Consider the following 21,804-nt stretch of genomic DNA (forward strand, 5'->3'; position numbering starts at 1 on the left):
GGGGGAGGAGGTTCAGAAGCGCCGGGGATCGACCGCCGTCAGGTCGAACGGCGGCTGGCGGCCGGCCAGCAGATCCGCCACCAGCATGCCGCTCAACCCGCCGAGGGTCAGCCCGACATGCTGGTGGCCGAAGGCGTAGACCACCCGCTCGCTGGCCCGCGACCGGCCGAGCACCGGCAGCCCGTCGGGAAAGGTCGGGCGGAAGCCCAGCCAGTCGTCGGTCTGGCGGACGCCCGGTTCCTTCAGGGCGGGCAGGGCCTCGCGGGCCGAGCGCGCCAGCAGCCCGGTCAGGCCGGACGCCTTGCGGGGATCGAGCCCGGCCAGCTCCACCGTGCCGGCCACCCTCAGCCCCTGGGCCATGGGGGTCATGTAGAGCCCGCGCTCGGCCCAGCCGCAGGGCCGCCCGATGGGATCGATCACCCCGCCGAAGGTGACGTGATAGCCGCGCTCGGTGTCCAGCGGCAGACGGTCGCCGCAATCGGCGGCCAGCGGCCGGGAGTGGATGCCGGCCGCCACCACGGCATGGTCGAAACACTCGTCGCCGTCCGGCGTGACGAGGACGACGCCGGAACCGCCGGGCGCCAGCCTTGTGACGGCGCGGGCCTCGGTCCGCAGGCCGCGCCCGTCCAGCCAGCCGTGCAGAGCGGCGAGGAACCCCGCCGGGTCGCTCAGATGCCAGCTTCCGGGGAACAGCACGCCCTGGGCGAAGATCGGCGCCAGCGCCGGCTCCAGTTCCCGGATGGCCGCGGCGTCCAGGACCTCGCAGGCGACGCCGGCCTCGCGGCGCAGCCTCAGGGAGGCCGCGCTGTTTCGGAAGGACCGCTCGCTGGAGTAGAGGTACAGGCATTCGCGGCGGCGGATATGGTCCTCCAGCCCGGCGTCGCGGATCAGGTCGGCGTAGCCCTCGTGGGCGCGGCCGAGGAGCTGCCCGAGCGCGGCCACCGCCGCCTCGTAGCGGGTCGGGGTGGAATGCCAGAGGAAGCGCGCCAGCCAGGGCATGAGCCGCGGCAGGTAGGAGGCGCGCAGCCGGAAGGGGCTGTCGGCGGCCAGCAGGTAGCGGTGGAAATCCCGGAAGACCGACGGGTTGTTGACCGGGATGCAGGCGTAGTTGGCGAAGGTCCCGGCGTTGCCGTAGGAGGCGCCGCCCGCCGGGCCCGCGGGGTCGAACAGCGTGACGGAATGCCCGTCCCGCATCAGCCAGTAGGCCGAGGACAGACCGACGAAACCGGCGCCGATGACGGCGACTGTGGCCATGGCGGGTGCGCTCCTTCAGCGTGGATCGGGGGAAAGGGAGCGGCGGGTCACCAGACGTCGCGCAGCAGGCGAAGCCAGTTGCCGCCCATGACCCGCTCGATCTTGCCGGACGACCAGCCCTTGCGGACCATGGCGGCGGTCAGGTTGGGATAATCCTCGATCCGCTCGATGCCCTTGGGGAAGACCAGCTCGCCGAAGGTGGTCAGACGGCGCCCGTTGCCCTTGTCGTGCATCACCCATTCCTGGAAGGACCAGGGCTGGCCCTGCGACATGTCGGTGCCGATGCCGACATGCTCCTCGCCGCAGACGCCGACCATGTGCTCGACCACGTCGATGAAGTCGTCGATGGTGGAATCCGTGCCCTTGGGCAGGAAGGGCGGGAAGATGGTGACGCCGACATAGCCGCCGCGCTGCGCCACGCTGCGCAGGGTCTCGTCGGACTTGTTGCGCGGATGGTCCTTCAGGGCGCGCGGGCAGCAGTGGGTGTAGGCCACCGGCTTCACCGACGCCTCGATGGCTTCGGTCGCCGTCCGTTCCGAGACGTGGGACAAATCGACCAGGATGCCCAGCCGGTTCATCTCCGCCACCACGTCGCGCCCGAAACCGGTCAGCCCCGCGTCCTTGCCCTCGTAGCAGCCGGCCCCAACGAGATTCTGGGTGTTGTAGGTGAGCTGGATGATCTTCACGCCCAACTCGGCGTAGAGTTCGAGATAGTCGATGTTGTCGTCGATGCCCGACGTGTTCTGCCAGCCCAGGATGATGCCGACCTTGCCGTCCGCCTTGGCCTGGCGGATGTCCTCGACGCTGTGGATCTGGGTGATGATGTCGCCGTGCTCGCGGAACAGGCGCTTCCAATGGCCCACGTTCTTCATGGTGTCCTGAAAGCCTTCCCAGACGCTGCAGGTGCAGTTGGCGGCGGTGATTCCCGCCGTCCGCATCGCCTCGAAGATCTCGCGGTCGAAGTTGCAGACGAGGAGGGAGTCGGTGACGATCAGATCCTCGTGACGGACGTCGGCGATGCTGTCAGGCATGATGGCCTCGATGGTGATTGCAGGGGAGAGGCGCGCGCGCCGGGGCGCGCCGCGTCGCGGGAAAGGGGTCAGTAGAAGAGGTTCGGCAGGCCGGTGACGATGCCGGGGAAGAGGGTGAAGAGCGCGATGGACACCAGCATCAGCAGCCAGTAGGGGATGGCCTCCCACGCCGCCTCGGTGATGTTGACCGCGCCCTTGGTCAGTGACACCAGGACGAACAGGTTGATGCCGACCGGCGGGGTGATCATCCCGATCTCGATCAGGATGGTGACGACGATGCCGTACCAGACCGGGTCGAAACCGACGTTCATCATCAGCGGAAAGGTCAGCGGCAGGGTCATCAGCATGATCGAGATGCCGTCGAACAGGCAGCCCAGGATCAGGTAGAGGACGACAATGCCGAGCAGCAACTCGTACTTGCCGATGGCCATGGCGCCCATGGTCTGGGCGAGTTGGGCCGGCAACCCCAGGATGCTGATGGCCTGCGACAGGATGGACGCGCCCAGGAAGATCAGCGCGATGGCGCCGAAGCCGCGCACCGCCGCGATCAGCGCGTGCAGCAGCCCCTTCATGGTCAGCTCGCCGACCGTGAAGCCGAGCGCGATGGCCGCGACCACCCCCAGCGACGCCGCCTCGGTCGGGGTGGCGATGCCCATGTAGATGGTCCCCAGCACGGCGAACATCAGGATGGCCAGCGGCCAGAGATCGACCAGCGACCGCAGGATCACCGCCAGCGACACCGCCTCGCGGTCGTCGGGCAGCCAGCCGGGGGACAGGCGGGCGCGGACGGCGACCAGCCCCATGAACAGCGCCGCCAGCAGGAAGCCGGGGATCAGGCCGGCCAGGAACAGCTTGCCGATCGACACGTCCATGGTGGCGCCGTAGATGATCAGGATCAGGCTGGGCGGGATGATGATCCCCAGCGTGCCCGAGGCGGCAAGAATGCCGACCACGCTCTTCGCCGGATAGCCGCGCTTGATGAGCTGCGGATAGGCGACCGACCCGACGGCGGCGGCGGTGGCGAGGCTGGTGCCGCTGACCGCGCCGAACAGCGTGCCGACCGCCACGTTGGTGTGCATCAGGCCGCCGGGCACGCGCCGGAACAGCGGCGACACTCCCGAATAGATGCGGGCGCCGAGCCCGCTGGCGAGCAGGACCTCGCCCAGCACGATGAAGGCGGGGACCGCGCTGAGGGTGAAGCTGTTGAAGGCGTTCCAGCCGGCGGTGATGCCCAGTTGCAGGGCGCCGCCGACGAACAGTTCCAGGATGAGGAAGCCGGTCAGCCCCAGCGCCACGCCGATGGGAAACCCGGCGAGGAGCATGACGGCCAGACTCACGCCCATGACGAGCCATACCATGTTGCTCACTCCAAATTTTTAAAGCGGGCCAAACCCTCGATGCCCAAACCCTCGATGCCCAAACCCTTGATGCCGCCCGCTCGGGCGCAGGTGGGGCCGCGGCTCAGGCGCGCCCCAGCAGGCGCAGGACGCGCAGGAGGATCATCGACAGCGCCATCACCGGGATGCCGAACATCCAGGGGGCCACCGGCAGGGCGGCGTTCTCGGAGCGGGCGGAGATCTGCCAGGAGAAGGCGGCGAACTTGTAGCCTTCGACCAGAATGATGACGAAGAACAGGATCGTCGCCACGTCGCCGGCCAGCCGGCAGAGGCGCTGCAAGGGGGCGGGCAGCCGGCTGGTCACGATCTGCACCGTGATGTGTTCACGGTCGAGGTCGGAGGTGACGATCGAGATGAAGCTGGAGGTCGCGAACAGCAGTCCGACGAACTCATCGGAGAAATCCAGCGGGACGCCGAGGACATAGCGATTGAGCGTCGCCACGATCACCAGCGCGATGAAGCAGGCGATGATGCCGGCTCCGATGTTCTTCAGCAATGTCGATATGGAATTGTCCATGCCATCCCCCTCTTGTCCGTGCATGGCACGCCGCCGCGCGGCCGGCGGCGTGCCCACCGGCTACTTCACGGCGTCGAGGATGGCGTTCATGTTGGCGACGGCCTTCGGCCCGACCTGTTCCGACATCTCCTTCCACGTCGCGCGCGCGGCCGTGATGAAGGCCGCTTGGTCGGCGTCGGAAAAGGGCTCCAGCATCTTGCCGCCGGCGTCGGCCAGCTTCTTCAGCCCGGCTTCCTCCCGCTCGCCCTTGGTGAACTCCTCGTTGGTGTAGGCCAGCACATCGGCGGCGGCGGCGCGCAGCGCCTCCTGCTGGGCGGGCGCCAGGGCCTGGAAGCGCTTGGTCGAGATCAGCAGGTTGATCGGCACCCCGGCGTGCGGCTGGAGATAGGCGGCGTAGGGCGTCACCTCCTGGAGCGAGATGGTGGTGGCGATGCTGCCCATGTATGTGGCGCAATCGACGACGCCGGTCTGCAGGGCGACGTACATGTCGTTCTGCCCGATGATCTGCGCGGCGATGCCCAACCTCTTGAAGGTTTCGACCTGATGGCGGCCCCAGACGCGGATCTTCTTGGACTTCAGGTCCTCCAGGCTGCGGACCGGAGTCTTGCAGAAGACATGGACGCTGCGTTCGGGGACCTGCACGGCGCCCAGCGTGGTGATGCCCCATTTCTCGAACACGGGCGCGTAGATGGCCTGGATGGCCGGCACGGCCTTGAGCTGGTCGTCCACCGCCTCGATGGAGCCCTGGACGTAGGCCACGGCCAGTTCCGGCTCGTCGCGCGCCACATATTCGGGATAGAGCGCCGACATGTCCACCGCGCCCGACGGCAGGACGCGCAGGATGTCGGCGTCCTTGATGCCCAGCGACCCGCCGTGGAACACCTGGACCTTCAGATCGCCCTTGGAGTGTTCCTCCACCTTCTTCGAGAAGTAAGTCAGGTACTCGGCGACGGGACGGCTTTCGACCCAGACCGAGTGCAGCCGGAGGGTGGTTTCCGCCGCGGCCGGCAGGGCGGACAAGGCCATGCCAGCCGCCAGAAGCGCAGTGCATGCCGATTTGCAGAGACGCATATCAACCCTCCTCGATGAGCATCCGATGGGAGCGGCTGTCCTGCAGCCGTATGCAAGCCTGTCATACTGTACGCCATACAGTCAACGTCCGTATTACGAAAAATTGCGCCTACCGCCATACACTTGAAGCGTACGCATCCGGCAATGTATGGTGACGCCCAAAGGTCGACGCCCCTGCGCCCCAGGCGGCCGGGGACGCGACAGGTCATCATGGGAAGGACAATGGCACTGAACAGCCGCGACCGGCGGAGCGGCATCGATGCGCGCGCTCTTGCAACGCTGAAGGCCACGATGGCCGAACTCGACCGCGACAGCCCGATCTACGTGCGCATCGCCACCGCCCTGTCGGCGCAGGTCGCCAGCGGGCAGCTGTCGCCCGGACAGGCGCTGCCGTCGCACCGCGAGTTGGCGCGCTCCCTGGACGTCAACCTGACGACCATCACCAAGGCCTTCAACCTGTTGAAGAAGCGCGGGGTGATCTCGGCGGAGGCGGGGCGGGGCACGGCGGTGCGCGGGCGCGACCTGAACCACGCCGCCCCATCCTACGACCAGCCGCGCCTGCCGCCGGCCATCGACCTGTCGGTGCACAAGCTGAGCGTGCCGGGCTACCAGGAGTTCATCGGCAGCCTGCTGCGCCAGATCGCCAGCCACCCGGACGATCTGGCGCGCCTGCAGGAGTATCATTCGGCCTTCGGCAGCAACCACAACCGCCGTCTGGCGGTGGAGTGGCTGCTGTCCTGGGGGGTCAGCGCCACGCCCAATCAGGTCGCGGTGACCGCCGGCGCCCAGCACGCCATCCTGGTGGTGCTGGCCAGCGTGCTGTCCGCCGGCGATTCGATCCTGGTGCCGCGTCTGGTCTATCAGGGCGTGAAGGCCGCCGCGCAGGTGCTGGGGCTGGGGCTGATCCCGGTCGACACGGACGAGCACGGGATGATTCCCGACAGCCTTGCCCGGCTGGTCGGCGACCCGCGGGTCAAGGCCATCTTCCTGGTGCCGACGCTGGCCAACCCGACGACCGTCACCATGCCGCTGGACCGGCGTCAGGCCATCGTGGACATCGCCCGCCGCAACTCCCTGCTGATCGTCGAGGACGACCTGTTCCGGCCGCTGGCGTCCAACCGTCTGCCCAGCCTGTGGTCGCTCTATCCGGAAGGGTGTTTCCACATCTCGTCGCTGTCCAAGGTGATCGCGCCCGGCAACCGCTGCGGATTCGTGGCCTTTCCGGAACGGTTCGGGGCGGCCATCGCCTCGGCGCTTCGCGGCAGCATCTGGATGACCGACGTCATCTCGCTCACGCTGGTGCAGAACCTGCTGGAGCAGAAGAAGCACCTGGAGTTCGTCGGCGCGCTGCGTCAACAGCTGACGACGCGCCACAGCGTGGCGCTGACCCATTTCGGCGGCGCTTTGGCGAAAAGCGATCCGGAAAGCCTGTTCCTCTGGCTGGATCTCGACTCCAGCCAGGATTCCACGGCCATCGCCGAAATGCTCTATGAGCGGGGCATCGGCGTGGTGTCGTCGGATGTCTTCATGATCGGCAAGACCAAGCCGGGCAACGGCATCCGCATCTACAAAGGCTCGGCCCGCAGCGACACCGAGTGGGACATTGCCCTTTCGTTGATCGCGACTCTGGTGCGCAAACCGGAGTGACGGGCGCCGGCCATCGTGTCGGGGCAGCCCCCCGACCAAGCGGAGGGTTCCGCAAATGGGGGGCTGCGGGACGGGATCGGTGCGCGCAACAGTCCCTATATTATATGGCTTTACACGTCATGCGCTATTGCGCGATACAGATGCACGTGGCTGTTCGCTGCATCAAAAACCGGAAATTGTGCGACGTTCCGCCGTTCGTTTGTTGCCCGCTGCCGGCTCCGGACAATCGACCGAAGGTGATTCCCAATGGAAGGCATCGCACACGCCGATCAAGGCCGTTTCGACCTCGATGCGCTTCGCACGAAATACCGGGAGGAACGCGACAAGCGCCTGCATCCGGACGGCAACGGCCAGTATGTCCGGACGGACGGACGGCATGCCCGTTTCCAGGACGATCCCTACACCCCGGTCCGGGCCCGCGAGGCACGGCGGGACGATGTGGAGGTTCTGATCGTCGGCGGCGGGTTCAGCGGGCTGCTGGCGGCCGTGCACCTGAAGGAGACGGGGGTCCGTGACATCCGGATCGTCGAACGTGGCGGCGATTTCGGCGGTTCCTGGTACTGGAACCGTTATCCCGGCGCGCAATGCGACATCGAATCCTACATCTATTTGCCTCTTCTTGAAGAAACCGGCTACATCCCGACGAAGAAATACAGCGACGCGCCCGAAATCTTTGCCCATTGCCAGCGGATCGGCGAGCGTTACCGGCTCTACGAGGATGCGCTGTTCCACACCCAGGTGCGTGAACTGCGGTGGGACGAGGCGGCCTCGCGCTGGGTCGTCACGACCGATCGCGGCGATGAGTTCAAGGCGCGCTTCGTCTGCCTGGGCGACGGGCCGCTGAGCCAGCCCAAGCTGCCGGGCATTCCGGGGCTCGAACGCTTCCGTGGCGCGATGTTCCACACCAGCCGCTGGGACTACAGCTACACCGGAGGCGGCCCCGACGGCCATCTGGACGGGCTGCGCGACAAGCGCGTCGGCATCATCGGCACCGGCGCCACCGCCATCCAGTGCGTTCCCTATCTGGCCGAGTCCGCCGGGACGCTCTGTGTGTTCCAGCGCACGCCGTCCTCGGTCTTCCCGCGCGACAACCGGGACACCGATGCCACGTGGGCGGCGAGCCTGCCGCCGAACTGGCAGCGGGACCGCATGCGGAACTTCAACCGGATCGCGTCGGGCTTCAACGAGGCCGTGGATCTGGTCAACGACGGCCTGACCCACGTCATGTCGACGCTGCGCCGCCTTCCCGAATCCCGGGACGGGGCGCCGGTGCCGCCGGACGAACTGGAACGTCTGGCGGAGTTGCGCGATTTCGAACTCATGGAAGGGCTGCGGGCGCGCGTCGACGCCATCGTCCGCGACCCGGACACGGCGGCGGCGCTCAAGCCCTGGTACCGTCTGTTCTGCAAGCGCCCCTGCTTCAACGACGGCTATCTCCAGGCCTTCAACCGGCCCAACGTCACGCTGGTCGACACCCAGGGCAAAGGCGTGGCGCGGCTGACCGAAACCGCGGCCGTCGTCGGCGACCGCGCGTATGAGCTCGATTGCCTGATCGTCGCGACCGGCTTCGAGGTCGGCACCGCCTATCCCCGGCGGTCCGGGTTCGAGGTGTTCGGCCGGAACGGCGTGACGCTCACCGAAAAATGGGCCGGCGGCCTGCGCTCGTTGCACGGGTTGCAGACCAGCGGCTTCCCGAACTGCTTCTTCCTGGGCGTGAACCAAGGGACCTTCACGCCGAACTTCAGCCACATGCTGTACGAGCAAAGCGCGCATCTCGCCTACATCGTGGCCGAGGTGAACCGCTCCGGCAGGCAGGCGGTCGAAGTGACCCAGAACGGCGAGGATCAGTGGATTGATGTTCTCAACAGCTTTCCCTCGACGATCCTGAAATTCCAGCAGGACTGCACGCCCGGCTATTACAACAACGAAGGCAAGGTCGATCAGGACGGGCCGCGCCGGACACCCAGCCTTTACGGCGGCGGGTCGGAGGCGTTCTTCCAAATCCTGAGCGACTGGCGCGCGCGTGGCGACATGGCGGGTGTCCGCCTGACCGGGTGACCCCCGTCAGTCGGCTGGGTCAGTCGGTTGGGTCAGGCGGCCGCGTCAATCGGCCGGGTCAATCGGCCGGGTCGGGCGGCGGCGGTGCCGCGGTGCTGCCGGCCATGATGCCGCCGTCGATCACGATTTCCGCACCCGTCAGGTAGCGCGATTCGTCGGATGCGAGGTACAGGACGCTGTGGGCGACATCCGATGGCCGTCCCATGTCGTTCAAGGGAATGCCCCTCTTCAGGAAGGCCAGGGTTTCGGCCCGGCGTTCCGGGCTGTTGCCCAGCAGCGGCTCCCAGATGGAGGTGAGGATGGCGCCGGGATGAAGCGAGTTGCAGCGGATTCCGTAGCCGTATTGGGCACAATACATCGCGACGCTTTTGGTCAGGTTGCGCACCGCCGACTTGCTGGAGCAATAGGCCACGTTCGGCGCCGAGCCGACCATGCCGGACCGTGACGACATGTTGATGATCGAACCGCCATGCGCCTTCATCAGCGGGATGCCGTGCTTGCAGCCCAGGAAGACGCCATCCACGTTGACCGCGTGGATCTTGCGCCAGTCCTCCAGGGAAACATGCTCCACGTCCTGCCGCCGTTGCGCGAAGTCTTCCTCGAAGCCGGAAATGCCGGCGTTGTTGAACAGGATGTCCAGGCGCCCGTAGGTCTGGCGGACGGACTCGGTCACCGCCATCCAATCGGCTTCGCTGGACACGTCGAGGTGGTAATAGCGGGCTTGCGGCCCGATCTCCTCCGCCACGGCCCGGCCCAGATCGTCCAGAATGTCGACGATGAGGACGGTGGCGCCTTCCTTGGCCAGCAATCTGGCCGATTCAGCGCCGATCCCCCGGCTGCCCCCGGTGACGAGGGCGATCTTGTCTTTCACACGGGCCATTTGCGGCAGCCTCGGTCGAATGGGTGGGGCGGGGGGATCACAGGGCGACCTTCTGGTCGTCGGGGATGCTGGCGATGTCGACTTCGCGGTCGTAGCGGCGGATTTCTCCGGCCTCCATATCGACCAGGAATTTGTTCACCGGAACCCCGTGCAACGTGCCCCTCAGCTTGATCTTGACGTCGTAGATCGGGAAGGTTCGGATGACGTAGACCTCCCGGTCGTAATCCGGATTGCGCCACTGCTCCGCTGCGTGAAAGTTCTTGTTGTTGAAGAACAGGACACGGCCCGCCGATTCCTCGGTCGGCCGGAAGTCCTTGGCATAGCAGGACTTGGCGAGCCCGGTGAGGGACTTGTAGGTGCTCATCAGCTCCTGGTACGGGCGGCTCTTGATGAAGGCGGCGAGGGCCTCGTCGCTGATCCTGTCCGGATCGACATAGCCGCGATCGTCCACGCACGCCGGGATCCTGGAAAAGTGGTCGTACAGCGCCTTCAGCAGAATGCTTCCCGGCACCTTGAGCTTGTCCTCGGGAAGCACGGAAAGCCGCCCGCCGTTCGCCTCGTTGAGATCGACCAGGGGAATGTAGAAGCTGATGTCGTTCTCGGTCTCATAGAAATGATGGAAATTCGGCATGTCCGAATGGATGCCGGCGGGCGGTGCCTTGTGGGTATTGCGCAGATACATGTCGTAGCCAACAACGAGGTAGCGCGTCTTGAAGAGTTTGCGAATGCCGTTGGCGAGAAGGTGCTTCATTATTTCTTCGATGAAGACCTGTTCGCTGTACACCGCCTTGGTGTAGGCCTTTCCATAGAAGTTCTTGACCATTTTCTTCGCGGTGCGCGGAAAAGCGGTCATGAAGGTGCCCAGCGCCCAGCTTTCCAAGTAGCTCTGGTGTTCGTTGTTGACGAAGAACTTCGGGAAATCATTGTGACCATGCGCCTTCTGGGCGTAGTGGTCCCGGATGCGGCCGACCAGTTCGCTCGGCAGCGCGATGCCCGTCTCCAGGAAGCCGCCGGAATATTGTTCGCCGAAGTAGCTGTCCTTGAGGATCTTGTGCATTGCCGAAGTCCCTTGCGAAGGGGTTGGATCCGAGCATCAGGAGAACGGCACAAGCCTCCCCGAATCCGACGCTCCCCGTGGGGAAGGCGGCCGGGCGTGTCGGTTCGTGCCATGATATTGATGAAAAAGTGTGTTTCCGCTCATTCTATGGATCATATCGGGTTTTCGGTCAATGAAAGCTTCTTTTCATAGAGAATCCTGATGGAAATGGTTTCCATTGAGTGCATAGCTGGCAAAAAATCGTTCATGAATTGCCGTGCGTCTGTCTTGTGGGTTGAAAAATAGCGGTTGTTTGGCGTCTGCTGCTTGATCGGTGCCAGAGGCAATGGCAGTCTGCCTCACGACGGTTGTGGTGGCGCGCAGCGCTTGCCTTGATCTTCTGTGATCCAGGAACCGATGGAAGCATGGGGGATGAGCGTGCCAAAGAATTCTGTCTTCACGGTGGTCAAGGGCAACATCGTCAAGGTTCTCGATCTGAACCCGGACCAGATTTCCATCGACAAGAGCCTGTCCGATCTGGGCGCCAATTCGGTCGATCGCATGGAGATCGTGACCTGCAGCATGGAAGACCTTGGGCTCGACATCCCGTTGATGAGCTTCGCCAAGGTCAGCAACATTGAAGGTCTGGTGGAGGTCTTCGCCAGCCATCTTCGGTGACGGCGCAGCGTCCGCCCGTCCGCCCCGGCCCGCGCGTTCTGGTCACGGGCATGGGCATCGTGTCCGCGATCGGCCATACGGTCGACGCGTTCGCGGCGTCTCTGGAGGAAGGCCGTTCCGGCATCCGCCGGCTGGAGCCTGACCTGGGGGCGATGCCCGCCGCCGCAATCGGCGCTGCCATCGCCGGGTTCGATTTCGAAGGGCTGCTGGGCCGCCGCGCGGACACGCCGGAACCGCTGGTGAAGGCGGCGCAGCGCGTCGCCCGCCGTGCTCCTTTCACCATCCAGGCGTCGGTCATCGCCGCGATCGAGGCGTGGCATCAGGCCGGGCTTCAGCCGTCCGGCGTCGCGGGGGAGCGCATCGGCCTCGTCGTCGCCGGGCACAACACCACGCGCCGCTACCAGTATTCCCTGGGCCGCGATTTCGAACGGCAGCCGCAGTATCTCTCGCCCAAATACGCCCTGCACCACCTGGACAGCGATCAGATCGGCGTCCTGAGCCAGATCCTGGGCATCAAGGGCGAGGGCATGGTCGCCGGTGGCGCGTCGGCGTCGGGGAATGTCGGGCTCATCCAGGGGCTGCGGCTGGTCCGCCTGGGGCTGGTCGATGCGTGCCTCGTGGCCGGTGTCGTGGCCGACCTGTCGCCGATGGAATGGCAGGCGTTCCACGGCATCGGCGCGCTCGGCGGCAAGGCCTTTGCCGACCAGCCGGAACGCGCCTGCCGCCCCTTCGACCGCCGGCACGAGGGCTTCATCCCCGGCCAGGCGGCCGCCTGCCTGATCCTGGAGTCGGACGAAAGCGCCCGGCGGCGGGGAGCGGACGGGCTTGCGGAAATCCTCGGCGGCGCGACCGCGCTGCACGCCACCGCCTTCACCGATCCGGACGTCGACGGCGAGGTGCGCGCCATGCGGGGCGCCTTGCGCGACGCCGGCCTCGATGCCGCCGCGATTGCCTATGTCAACACGCACGGCACATCGTCCCCCAAGGGCGATCAGGTGGAGATGGAGGCGTTGCGCGCCGTCCTCGGCCAACGCTTTCCGGAGGTGTGGGTGAACGCGACCAAGGGCCTGACGGGGCATTGCCTGTATTCGGCCGGCGTGGTCGAGGCCATCGCCACCATCGTGCAGTTCCGCCGGGGCTTCATCCATCCCAACCTCAACCTGGAAGACCCGATCGAACCGGCGGCGCGCTTCAGCGGGGCGGCCGCGATCCGCGCGCCCGTGCGCACGGCGCTCAGCAATTCCTTCGGGTTCGGCGGCATCAACACCAGCATCGTCCTGCGCGCGCTCGCGTGAGGGCGGGGGAGTCCGACCGCATGTCCCATCGCACCATCCGCGTTCGGCAGGAACCGCCGGTCTGCTTCCTGACGCTTGACCGCCCCGACGCCGGCAACGCCATCAACCGAACGATGGTGGAGGAATTGCGGGACGCGCTGCGCGGCCTCGATCGGTCGGTGCACGTCGTCGTTCTGGAAGGATCGGAGGCGGTCTTCTGCGTCGGCGCCGACTTCCGGGACTTTGCCGACGATGCCGCGCCGGCGGGCGTCGATCCCGGAGACCTCTACGACCTGTGGCTCGATCTGGCGACCGGGCCGTTCGTCAGCGTCGCCCACGTCCGTGGCAAGGTGAACGCGGGTGGAGTGGGCTTCGTCGCGGCCTGCGACATCGCCCTGGCCGACGCGTCCGCCGAGTTCAGCCTGTCGGAGCTGCTGTTCGGCCTGTTCCCGTCCTGCGTGCAGCCGTTCCTGGCCCGGCGCACCGGGTTCCAGCGCGCCCATTACCTGACCCTGACGACCCGGCCGGTGCCGGCGGCGCAGGCCCTCTCCTGGGGACTCGTGGACGCGGTGGAGGCGGACAGCGCCCTGCTGCTGCGCCGGCACCTGCAACGGCTGAGGCGCCTGTCCAAGGATGGCGTGCGCCGCTACAAGGACCATGTGGCCATGGTCAACCCGGCGCTGACGGACGCGCGCTCCGCCGCCGTGGCGGCGAACCGCGCCATGTTCTCCGACCCCGCGACGCGGGAGGGGCTGGCCCGCTACACCCGCACGGGCCTTTTTCCCTGGGAGGAGTGATACCGAAGGCGTTTGATGGCCTCCATCAAACGCCTTCGGTTCAAACCCGACAGCACATGGCGCAGCCATGTGCGAAAGGGTCATACGGCCGGCCGATCATGGAGCTGTTCATGCGCCGGCCGTATGACGGCGGGCACCGGTGCGGGGTGGCGCGGGGCGTCCCGTCCCGTCAAGGCCAGGGGTCGGTCAGGTCATAGCCGATGCCGTCCCAGAAGGGGCAGACGTCGCGATAGGGATCCGTCACGGCCACCGGTGTCGGAAGAAGGAGCGTGAGGAGTTCCCGGCCTTGCGCGGTGAAGGCCGGCCATTGCGGCTGGTCGCCGGCCTTGCCCGCTTCGCCGTTGGGGTTCAGGTGGGCGGCGAAGTTGGTCCAGTAGATCGTCATCTGGTCGGAAAGCCTGGCTTCCTCCGGCGTGAAGGTGGCGCCGAGTTGGTCCGCCGTGTGGAACACGAAGGGCAATTCGACGCCGTGGCAGACCCGGTCGTCGATCTGGCACTGCGGCCCCGCCAGGGGGAACGACGGCTGGTGCGCGAACAGATAGACGTGGACGGGGGCATCCACACGCGTCGCGGCGTAGAGCGTGCTGCAGGTGATGAACTGCTCGCCGTAGACGTTCGCCGTCAGCACCCAGTTGTCGGGCCCGTCCTTGGGCGGATACCGGTCCACGACCTTCTGGAACTGCCGGCCGAACAGGAAGGCGGTGGCCGCCGCGTACTCCATCGGCGTGGTCGGCTGGTTCTGGTAGAAGGGGATCATCTCGTTCTTGTTGAAGCCGATCATGAACGGCTTGCCGGGCGCCTGGGACTGCGCGGCCTGCATGGGCTGGCGCAGCAGGGTCGTGCCGTCGATGACCGGTGCGAAGGTCAGATAGTATTTCTCGCCGGTGAAGATGGTGTCGGCCTGCGGCGTGAACCGGCTCTGCGCGCCCAGCAGATCGTCGACGGACTGCGCGCGCATGCAGTCGGTGTCGCGGCAGTTCAGGCTTTGCTTGAACAGGTTGCCGACATCGACGGCGTTCTCCAAAGTCTGGTAGGGAAGGCCGAGGAAGTTGCTTTCCATGATGGCGGCCCGGAAGAAGGGCTGGCTGCCGGGTGCCGAGAACAGGTGCAGCCCGACCGACATGGCGCCGGCGCTTTCGCCGAACAGCGTCACCTTGCCGGGATCGCCGCCGAAGGCGCGGATGTTCCGGTGGACCCAGGCCAGGGCCGCCTGCTGGTCCAGGAATCCGTAATTGCCGGTCAGCCCCTCGCCGGCGAGGAAGCCCAGCACGCCGAGACGGTAATTCAGGGTGACCAGGACGACGTTGCGGTTGGCGGCCAGATAGGCACCGTCGTACACCGGGCTGGCGCTGCCGTCCTGGGTGAAGCCGCCGCCGGGAATGTAGACCATCACCGGCAGCCCCGCGTCGGCCTTGGCCGTCTCGGGCATCCAGACATTGACCGACAGGCAATCCTCGCTTCCGGCGACCGTGATGGATAAGGCGGTCACCTTGGCTTTCGGATTGGGCATCGGCTGCGTCGGGACCACCTGCGGGCAGACCGCGCCGAACTGCGTCGCGGTGAAAGTGCCGGACCACGGCCGGCGGGGCACCGGCGCGGCCCAGCGGTTTCCGCCCGCCGTCGATTCGGCGAAGGGAATGCCGAGATAGGCGTTGGCCTTCTTGCCGGTGGAGGTGGCGCTGACCGTGCCGCAGACATCGCCGTCGGCGGTGCCGACCGTGCCCGTCGAACAGGCCGGGGGAGGCGTGGCGGTCTGGGCGGTCGCCGCGCCGGACAGGGGGGCCAGGAGCAGCGCGGCCGCCAGGGACCCGGCCAGGAATCCGCCGATCCCTCTAATGAGGATGGTCATCAAGGAAGTCCTTCAGCTTGTTCACCAGTGTTTGCACATCGGGCGGCCGGAGCAGGCTGTGGTGGGTTCCCGGAGCGGCGACGACGCGCAGCCCCTCGCCGATCAGCGTCGCCCATTCGCCGTGCCGCCACGGGTCCACGATTCCGTCCACGCCCCCGGCCGCGCCGACGGCCTTGAACAGGGCGGCGCGGGGGAGGCGGAGAGGCTGCGGGACATGGCGGTTCATCGCCTCGACATTCGCTTTGACGGCGCCGAACAGGCGGCGCATCTCCACCCGGTCGGGGCCGGTGTCGGTGTGGCCGTCCTCCCGCCGGCCGGCGGCGGCGGCACGGCCCAGCAGGCGCTCCAGGCGCGCCGGAAGGTCGCGCGGACCGGTCAGGACGGCGTCCGCGAGGTCGGCTTCGGCCAGCCCCAGCTCCCACCCGAAGGCCAGCAGCAGCGCCGCGTCGCCGTCGTCGTCGGGAATGTCCAGCCGGCGGCGCTCGGCGTCCTCGGCCGCCCGGGCGGCCGCTGGCGTGTAGCTGTCGACGAGGACGAGGCTGGCCGTCTCCTCGCCCGCCTCGGCAAGCTGCCGGGCCATCTCGAAGGCGATGACCCCGCCCAGCGACCAGCCGGCGAGGTGGTAGGGCCCTTGGCGCTGGACGCTGCGGATCGCGCGGATGTGACGGGCCGCCAACGCCGCGATATCCGTCGGTTGGTCATCAGGCGGTTGCGGCGCCTGGAGGCCGTAGATCGGACGCTCCCCGCCGAAGGTCCGCGCCAGATCGCGGTAGCACAGCGCCGTGCCCGACACCGGGTGCACCCAGAACCACGGCGCTTCGCCGCCGCCAGGCTGGAGGAGAACCAGCGCCGGGCCGTGCCCGTCCTGCTGCGGTCCGGCGTCGAGGAGGGCTGCCTGCCGCGCGATGTCCGGCGCCGCCAGCAGGGATGCCACTGGCAGGTCCCGCCCGAACTCCTTGCCGATGATCGCGGCCAGCCGGATGGCGAGCAGCGAATGGCCGCCGAGATCGAAGAAATCGTCGTGGATCCCCACCCGCCCGACCTGAAGCACGCGTTTCCAGATGCCGGCCAGCCGGGCTTCGGTGGGTGTGCGGGGCTCCACGGCGGCGGCGCCCCGGTCGTCGTCCAGCGGACGAAGACGCAGGGCCGACCGGTCGGCCTTGCCGCCGGGCGTCAGCGGCATGTCGTCCAGCAGCACCGTCCGCGCCGGGATCATGTGATCCGGCAGCATGGCCGACAGACGGTGCCGGACATCCGGCCGGGTGCCCGCCGGCACGCCGGTGACGAAGGCGACCAGCTGCTGCACGCCGTTCACCGGCCGCGCCACCACGGCCGCCTGCCGCACGCCGGGCAGCCCGCGCAGGGCGGCCTCCACCTCGCCGCACTCGACCCGGAAGCCGCGTATTTTCACCTGATCGTCCAGGCGACCGAGGAAGGCGACGGTGCCGTCGGACCGCCAGCGGGCCTGATCGCCCGTCCGGTACAGCCTTTCGCCGGGCTTGAAGGGGTGGTCGATGAAGGCCCGCCGCATCAGCGCCGGCTGGTTCAGATAGCCCAGCGCCAGCCCGGCGCCGCCGATGTGCAGTTCGCCGGCGATGCCGACCGGGACCGGGTCGCCGTGCCGGTCGAGGATGCAGACGCTCTCCCCCGGCAGCGGGCGGCCGATTGGAACGTCGGTCGCGACCGCGTCGTCCGGCGTCGCCCCGGTGATCTCGAACAGCAGGCTGTCGACGGTCGTCTCGGTGGGGCCGTAGGCGTTGAACAGGCTGGCGCCGCGCAGCGGGCTCGCGCGCCACAGCCGCACGGTGTCCGCCGTCAGCGTCTCGCCGCCGCACACGGCCATCCGCAGGCTGCGCAGGCTGTCCCAGTCGGCGTCCTGAGCGGTGTCCGTCAGCAGCTCGTGCAGGTAGGACGGAGGGATGTCGATGGCCGTCAGGCCCAAATCCGCGATGTGGCGGCGGAAGGCGCGCGGCGACCACAGCTCGTCGGGCCGGACGACCACCGTAGCCCCGCTCAGCAGGCCCGGCAGAAGCTGGTCCAGCGCCGCGTCGAAGCCCATCGACGCGAACAGCAGAACCTTGTCCGAGGCGGTCAGCCGGTACAGGCGGCGCTTGACCTGGGCGTGGACGGCGATGGAGCGGTGGGCGACGACCACCCCCTTGGGCTGGCCGGTGGAGCCCGACGTGTAGATGACGTAGCAGGGCCGGTCGGGTGCGAAGGGCATCACCGGCTCACTGGCCGGCTTCCCATCGGCGTCCGGGCCGTCCAGCGGCAGCTCGTCGAGCGCCACCCAGTCCGGCAGGACGCGCCCGCGTGTTTCGATGTCGGTCAGGACCAGGGCGATCCCGGCGTCGCCCAGCATGAACCGCAGGCGCGGCCCTGGGTGTTCCGGGGCCAGCGGGACATGCACCGCGCCGGCCTTCAGCACCGCGAGGAAGGCGACGACCATGCCGAAGCCGCGCCCCATGCAGACGCCCACCCGATCGCCCTCGCCCACGCCGCGGTCGCGCAGGATGGCCGTCAGCCGGTCGCTCCGCCGGTCCAGGCCGGCGTAGTCGAGGACATCCTCCCCATAACGCAGGGCGATGTTCGCCGGGGTGGCGCGCGCCTGGAGTCGGAACAGCTCGACGATGCCAAGGCCGGAGTCGACCGACGGGTCCGGCGCGGTTCCCTGCCGGACCATCGCCAGCCGGTCGGCCGCCGGCATCAGGCGATGGCGCGGCAGGTCCGCCTGCGGCTGAAGCGTCAGAGAGTCCAGCAGGTGGACCAGATGGCCCGCCGCCCGCCGGACGGTCCCGGCGTCGAACAGGTCGGTGTCGTAGCCGATGTTCAGCCGGAAGCCGCCGGCTTCCTCGTAAACCTCCAGCGCCAGATCATGGGTGCCGTCCTGGGCGATGTCGGGGATCATCCGGAACGGCCCGTGGCCGGTGCCGTCGCCCGCCGCCGTTCCCGCCCGCCCGAAGTTCTGGAAGGCGAAAAGCACCTGGAAGCGCTGCGGCCCCGATGGCCCGCGCGCGAGCTTCAGATCCTGGACCAGGACCGGGAACGGATAATCGGCGTTGTCCAGCGCGTCGGCGAGCGTGAACTGGAGCCGGGTCAGGAGATCGGCGGCGCTCTGTCCGGCGGACGGGCGGGCGCGGATCGCGATCATGTTGACGAAATAGCCGGCCAGGGCGTCGAACCGGGGCTCCGGCCGGCCGGCGGCCGGCATCACCACCAGGATGTCGTCATCGCCCGAATAGCGGTGCAGCAACAGCGTGAAGGCGCCGAGGAACATCACGGACGGGGTGACCCCCAACGAACGGGCCGTCCGCCGCAGCCGTTCGGCAAGGTCGGACGGAAGCCGGGCCTGATGGACGGCGCCGGCGGAGGACGGCCGCGCCGGCCGGGGACGGTCGGTCGGCAGGCGCAGCGCCGGCAGGTCTCCGCCGAGCTGGCCACGCCAGTAATCCCGTTGCGCCCGCGCGCGCGGGCTGTCCAGAAATTGCCGCTCGCGGGCGACGAAGTCGTCATAGGTTGCGGGAAGCGGCTCCGCCTCGAGGGCCTCGCCAGCCGCCAGCCGCCGGCAGGCGTCGGCCAGGGCCGTCATCAGCAGCACGGCGGAGGTTCCGTCGAACAGGATGTGGTGGACGACGATCAGCCCGAAGGATGGCAACCCAACGTCCGACGGCCCGAAGGCCGGAGCGCCGGCCGGCGACGACACCACATGGACCCGCAAGAGCGGCCCCCGTTCCAGATCGAACGGCAGGCGCGCCTTGGCCCGCAGGTGGTCGATGGCGGCGGGCTCGTTGAAAGGGTCGATCGTTTCCCGCTCGAAAGGCAGCGGCGCACCGGGGCGGAGTTCGCGCCGGGGATCGCCGTCCTCCTCCAGGAAGACGGAGGTGAGGTCGGGGAACCGCCGCAGCAGATGCTCGCAGGCCCGACGGAACAGCGCCACGTCGATCTCCGGATCGATGGCGAAGGCCAGCGGGACGTTGTAGGCGCTTGAGCCGGGCGCCTGCCGGTGCAGGATCCACAGACCCTTCTGCCCCTCCGATAGGGGCAGCGCCCGCGAGGCCGCCGGCACGCCGCCGCCGGGCGGCTGGCCGGTCTCCTCCGGGGCGCTTCCGGGGGACAACCGCGCGGCCGCGAAGCGGGCCAGGGCGGATGCCGTCGGGTGGGCCAGAAGGTCGCGCGCCGAAAGCGCGACGCCAAAGGCCGCCTCGAACTCCCGCCGCAGGGCGGCCATTGCGAAGGAGTCGAGCCCGAGGTTCCGGAAGCCGCGGCCGGCGCCGACCTCCGCGGCAGGAATGCCCATGATCCGGCCGGCCCGTTCGAGCAGAAAGGCCAGGATGGCTTCTTCGGTCGGCGGGGCGGCCTGGACCGCGGGCGCGGGGCGTGGTCCGGCTTCCGGCGCCGGGGCTGGTGCCGGCGGAAGGGCAGGGTCGGCTTCGGCGTCCGCTTCGGCTTCGGCGGGCGGCAGCCAGTGGGTAGTGTGGGTGAACGGGTAGGCGGGCAGGGCGACGCGGCGGCCCGGACGACCGCCGTGCAAGGCCGGCCAGGGGATCCGGACGCCCTTCGCCCAGCAACGGGCCAGCTCGTCCAGGTTCCCGTCCTCGACCAGCCGCCGCAGGGTGGACTGGCCGTCCGGACCGGACATCCGGGCCTTGTGCGCGCTGTTGTCCTCGTTGACATCGCCGGTGAAGACGCGGGCCGCGGCCACCCCGGCGCCCGGACCGTCACGCAGGAAGGCCTCCAGGGCCTCGACCAGCCCGGCGCGGCTGTCCGCGACCACCGCCAGGCGGTGCTCCATCGTTTCCCGAGCGGATTGCAGCGTGCGGGCGATGTCGCGCAGCGGAAGGTCGGGGTTTCGCCCGACGAAGGCCGACAGCCGGTGCGCCATGGCCCGCAACTGCTCCCCCGTCCTGGCCGACAGCGGGAGAAGGTGGCGCCCGTCGTGGTCGGCGGCCGGGCGGCGTTCGGGCTGGGCGTCGGTGGGCGCGAACTCCTCCAGGATGACATGGGCGTTGGTGCCGCCAAGACCGATCGCGGTGATCGTCGCGCGGCGCGGCTGTTCACGGGCCGGGCCGCCGTCGAGCGCCAGCACCGGGCGCCGCCAGGGCTCCAGCCGGCGTTGCAGCGTGAAGGGGGTCGGGCCGAAATCCAGGTCGGGGTTCGGCGGGTCGGTCTTGATCGTCGGCGCAAGCTGGCGATGGCGGAATTGCAGCAGCACCTTGAAGAGCTGCGACATGCCCGACGCCGCCTCGGCGTGGCCGATGTTGGACTTGACCGCGCCGATCGCGCAGAAGCCGCGGTCGGCGGTGAAGCGCCGGAATCCGGCGGTCTGGGCGCCGAGTTCAATGGCGTCGCCGAGCGGCGACCCGTTGGCGGCGGATTCCACATAGCTGACGGTGCGCGGATCGATGCCGGCGCGGGTGAAGTTCTCGGCGATGAGGTCGGCCAGCGCCGCGCCGTTGGGCACGCGGTAGCCGTTGGACTGGCCGGCGTGGTTGACGGCGGTGGACTTGATCACGCCGAGGATTTGGTCGCCGTCGGCGATGGCCTCCCGCAGCGGCCGGAGCAGCGCCGCGCCCACGCCTTCCGCCGGCAGATAGCCGTCGCCGGCCGCGAAGCTGGTGCTGCCGGGATGGCTGCCGATCATCTGGCTGGCGGACAGGGCGACGTATTTCTTGGGGTGGATCGTCACGTTGACGCCGCCCACGATGGCCAGCCGGCAGTCGCCGCGCCGCAGGCTGTCGCAGGCCAGATGCAACGCCACCAGCGCCGAGGAGCACATGGTGTCGATCGCCAGGCTGGGCCCCTGGAGGTTGAAGAAGTACGAGACACGGTTGGCGATCGAACCCGGCGAGGACAGCGCGACGACGGCCTCCCGGACGCTGTCCGACCGGAAGGCGTGGTATTGCTGGGACATGGAGCCGACGAACACCCCGACGCGGGACTGCACGCCCTGCCGCAGTGTTTCGCCGAGGTAGCCCGCCGATTCCAGAAGGGTCCACACCGTCTCCAGGAACAGCCGCTCCTGCGGGTCCAGCAGCTCGGCCTCGACCGCCGAGACCCGGAAGAAGCGGGCGTCGAAACCGCCGACGTCGTCGATGAAGCCGCCCCATCTGGAATAGCTCTTGCCCGGCCTGTTCCGGTCCGGGTCGAAATAGCGGGCGTGATCCCAGCGGTCCGGCGGGATTTCGGTGATGCAGTCCTTGCCCTGGGCCAGCACGTCCCAGAATTCCTCCACCGACGCCGCGCCGGGAAAACGGCCGGACATGCCGACGACGGCAATGTCGTCGCCGCTTCCCATTGTTGGGGCGGGGGTCGGGG

Annotated in this window: 14 protein-coding genes; 5 read left to right on the forward strand and 9 right to left on the reverse strand. The window is 68.3% G+C overall.

Going from position 1 to position 21,804, the window contains the following annotated elements; all coding sequences use genetic code 11:
* Positions 1 to 12 precede the first annotated feature (12 nt).
* The 5 genes from DXK32_RS03295 to dctP all read right to left on the reverse strand — a co-directional run bounded on the left by DXK32_RS03295 (position 13) and on the right by dctP (position 5,225).
* Positions 13 to 1,254, reverse strand: a complete 1,242-nt coding sequence (locus DXK32_RS03295) for an NAD(P)/FAD-dependent oxidoreductase (protein ID WP_114857218.1) — start codon at positions 1,252 to 1,254, stop codon at positions 13 to 15.
* Positions 1,255 to 1,301: 47 nt separating this feature from the next.
* A complete protein-coding gene (locus DXK32_RS03300) occupies positions 1,302 to 2,285 on the reverse strand; it encodes a dipeptidase (protein WP_114857219.1) in 984 nt (327 codons plus the stop codon).
* 68 nt (positions 2,286 to 2,353) lie between these two features.
* Positions 2,354 to 3,643, reverse strand: a complete 1,290-nt coding sequence (locus DXK32_RS03305; protein ID WP_114857235.1) for a TRAP transporter large permease — start codon at positions 3,641 to 3,643, stop codon at positions 2,354 to 2,356.
* 103 nt (positions 3,644 to 3,746) lie between these two features.
* Complete coding sequence (locus DXK32_RS03310) at positions 3,747 to 4,199, reverse strand: TRAP transporter small permease (RefSeq protein ID WP_162801050.1); 453 nt, start codon at positions 4,197 to 4,199, stop codon at positions 3,747 to 3,749.
* Positions 4,200 to 4,259: 60 nt separating this feature from the next.
* Positions 4,260 to 5,225: a TRAP transporter substrate-binding protein DctP gene (gene dctP, locus DXK32_RS03315; protein ID WP_162801051.1), complete on the reverse strand. Its 966-nt coding sequence runs from the start codon at positions 5,223 to 5,225 to the stop codon at positions 4,260 to 4,262.
* A gap of 267 nt (positions 5,226 to 5,492) precedes the next feature.
* Here dctP and DXK32_RS03320 point away from each other — a divergent pair, with 267 nt between their 5' ends.
* Positions 5,493 to 6,917, forward strand: coding sequence for a PLP-dependent aminotransferase family protein (locus DXK32_RS03320; RefSeq protein ID WP_162801052.1), 1,425 nt, complete (start codon positions 5,493 to 5,495; stop codon positions 6,915 to 6,917).
* A gap of 246 nt (positions 6,918 to 7,163) precedes the next feature.
* Positions 7,164 to 8,975 carry a flavin-containing monooxygenase gene (locus DXK32_RS03325; protein ID WP_114857223.1) on the forward strand — a complete coding sequence of 604 codons (1,812 nt, stop codon included), beginning with the start codon at positions 7,164 to 7,166 and terminating at the stop codon, positions 8,973 to 8,975.
* A gap of 58 nt (positions 8,976 to 9,033) precedes the next feature.
* On the opposite strand, the gene DXK32_RS03330 is transcribed toward DXK32_RS03325, so the two are convergent.
* Together DXK32_RS03330 and DXK32_RS03335 are read right to left on the reverse strand one after the other, a co-directional pair.
* The gene (locus DXK32_RS03330; RefSeq protein WP_114857224.1) at positions 9,034 to 9,855 is read right to left on the reverse strand and encodes an SDR family oxidoreductase; all 822 of its coding nucleotides are present in this window, start codon (positions 9,853 to 9,855) and stop codon (positions 9,034 to 9,036) included.
* A 37-nt stretch (positions 9,856 to 9,892) separates the two neighbouring features.
* On the reverse strand, positions 9,893 to 10,912 hold the full coding sequence (locus DXK32_RS03335; RefSeq protein WP_114857225.1) for a hypothetical protein: 1,020 nt from the start codon (positions 10,910 to 10,912) through the stop codon (positions 9,893 to 9,895).
* Positions 10,913 to 11,329: 417 nt separating this feature from the next.
* Here DXK32_RS03335 and DXK32_RS03340 point away from each other — a divergent pair, with 417 nt between their 5' ends.
* Genes DXK32_RS03340 through DXK32_RS03350 form a run of 3 tightly spaced genes read left to right on the forward strand, consistent with a single transcriptional unit; the run spans position 11,330 to position 13,640 of the window.
* The gene (locus DXK32_RS03340) at positions 11,330 to 11,569 is read left to right on the forward strand and encodes a phosphopantetheine-binding protein (RefSeq protein WP_114857236.1); all 240 of its coding nucleotides are present in this window, start codon (positions 11,330 to 11,332) and stop codon (positions 11,567 to 11,569) included.
* Positions 11,566 to 12,864 (forward strand): beta-ketoacyl synthase N-terminal-like domain-containing protein, encoded by a 1,299-nt coding sequence (locus DXK32_RS03345; RefSeq protein ID WP_282184562.1) that lies wholly within the window; start codon positions 11,566 to 11,568, stop codon positions 12,862 to 12,864. Before DXK32_RS03340 ends, DXK32_RS03345 begins: the two co-directional genes overlap by 4 nt.
* A gap of 20 nt (positions 12,865 to 12,884) precedes the next feature.
* Positions 12,885 to 13,640 carry an enoyl-CoA hydratase/isomerase gene (locus tag DXK32_RS03350; RefSeq protein WP_114857226.1) on the forward strand — a complete coding sequence of 252 codons (756 nt, stop codon included), beginning with the start codon at positions 12,885 to 12,887 and terminating at the stop codon, positions 13,638 to 13,640.
* Positions 13,641 to 13,809: 169 nt separating this feature from the next.
* Here the strand turns inward: DXK32_RS03350 and DXK32_RS03355 are convergent, their stop codons facing one another.
* Complete coding sequence (locus DXK32_RS03355; protein ID WP_114857227.1) at positions 13,810 to 15,489, reverse strand: carboxylesterase/lipase family protein; 1,680 nt, start codon at positions 15,487 to 15,489, stop codon at positions 13,810 to 13,812.
* Complete coding sequence (locus DXK32_RS03360; protein WP_114857228.1) at positions 15,473 to 21,784, reverse strand: non-ribosomal peptide synthetase; 6,312 nt, start codon at positions 21,782 to 21,784, stop codon at positions 15,473 to 15,475. Before DXK32_RS03360 ends, DXK32_RS03355 begins: the two co-directional genes overlap by 17 nt.
* Positions 21,785 to 21,804: the final 20 nt, after the last annotated feature.

Origin of the sequence: Azospirillum brasilense (genome assembly GCF_003349955.1) — a bacterium.
GTDB lineage: Bacteria > Pseudomonadota > Alphaproteobacteria > Azospirillales > Azospirillaceae > Azospirillum > Azospirillum brasilense_B.

Bases quoted from the DNA above. Each gene is read 5' to 3' on its own strand.
- DXK32_RS03295 (WP_114857218.1), bottom strand. From the start codon at position 1,254: ATGGCCACAGTCGCCGTCATCGGCGCCGGTTTCGTCGGTCTGTCCTCG.
- DXK32_RS03300 (WP_114857219.1), bottom strand. From the start codon at position 2,285: ATGCCTGACAGCATCGCCGACGTCCGTCACGAGGATCTGATCGTCACC.
- DXK32_RS03305 (WP_114857235.1), bottom strand. From the start codon at position 3,643: ATGGTATGGCTCGTCATGGGCGTGAGTCTGGCCGTCATGCTCCTCGCC.
- DXK32_RS03310 (WP_162801050.1), bottom strand. From the start codon at position 4,199: ATGGACAATTCCATATCGACATTGCTGAAGAACATCGGAGCCGGCATC.
- dctP (WP_162801051.1), bottom strand. From the start codon at position 5,225: ATGGCCTTGTCCGCCCTGCCGGCCGCGGCGGAAACCACCCTCCGGCTG.
- DXK32_RS03320 (WP_162801052.1), top strand. From the start codon at position 5,493: ATGGCACTGAACAGCCGCGACCGGCGGAGCGGCATCGATGCGCGCGCT.
- DXK32_RS03325 (WP_114857223.1), top strand. From the start codon at position 7,164: ATGGAAGGCATCGCACACGCCGATCAAGGCCGTTTCGACCTCGATGCG.
- DXK32_RS03330 (WP_114857224.1), bottom strand. From the start codon at position 9,855: ATGGCCCGTGTGAAAGACAAGATCGCCCTCGTCACCGGGGGCAGCCGG.
- DXK32_RS03335 (WP_114857225.1), bottom strand. From the start codon at position 10,912: ATGCACAAGATCCTCAAGGACAGCTACTTCGGCGAACAATATTCCGGC.
- DXK32_RS03350 (WP_114857226.1), top strand. From the start codon at position 12,885: ATGTCCCATCGCACCATCCGCGTTCGGCAGGAACCGCCGGTCTGCTTC.
- DXK32_RS03355 (WP_114857227.1), bottom strand. From the start codon at position 15,489: ATGACCATCCTCATTAGAGGGATCGGCGGATTCCTGGCCGGGTCCCTG.
- DXK32_RS03360 (WP_114857228.1), bottom strand. From the start codon at position 21,784: ATGGGAAGCGGCGACGACATTGCCGTCGTCGGCATGTCCGGCCGTTTT.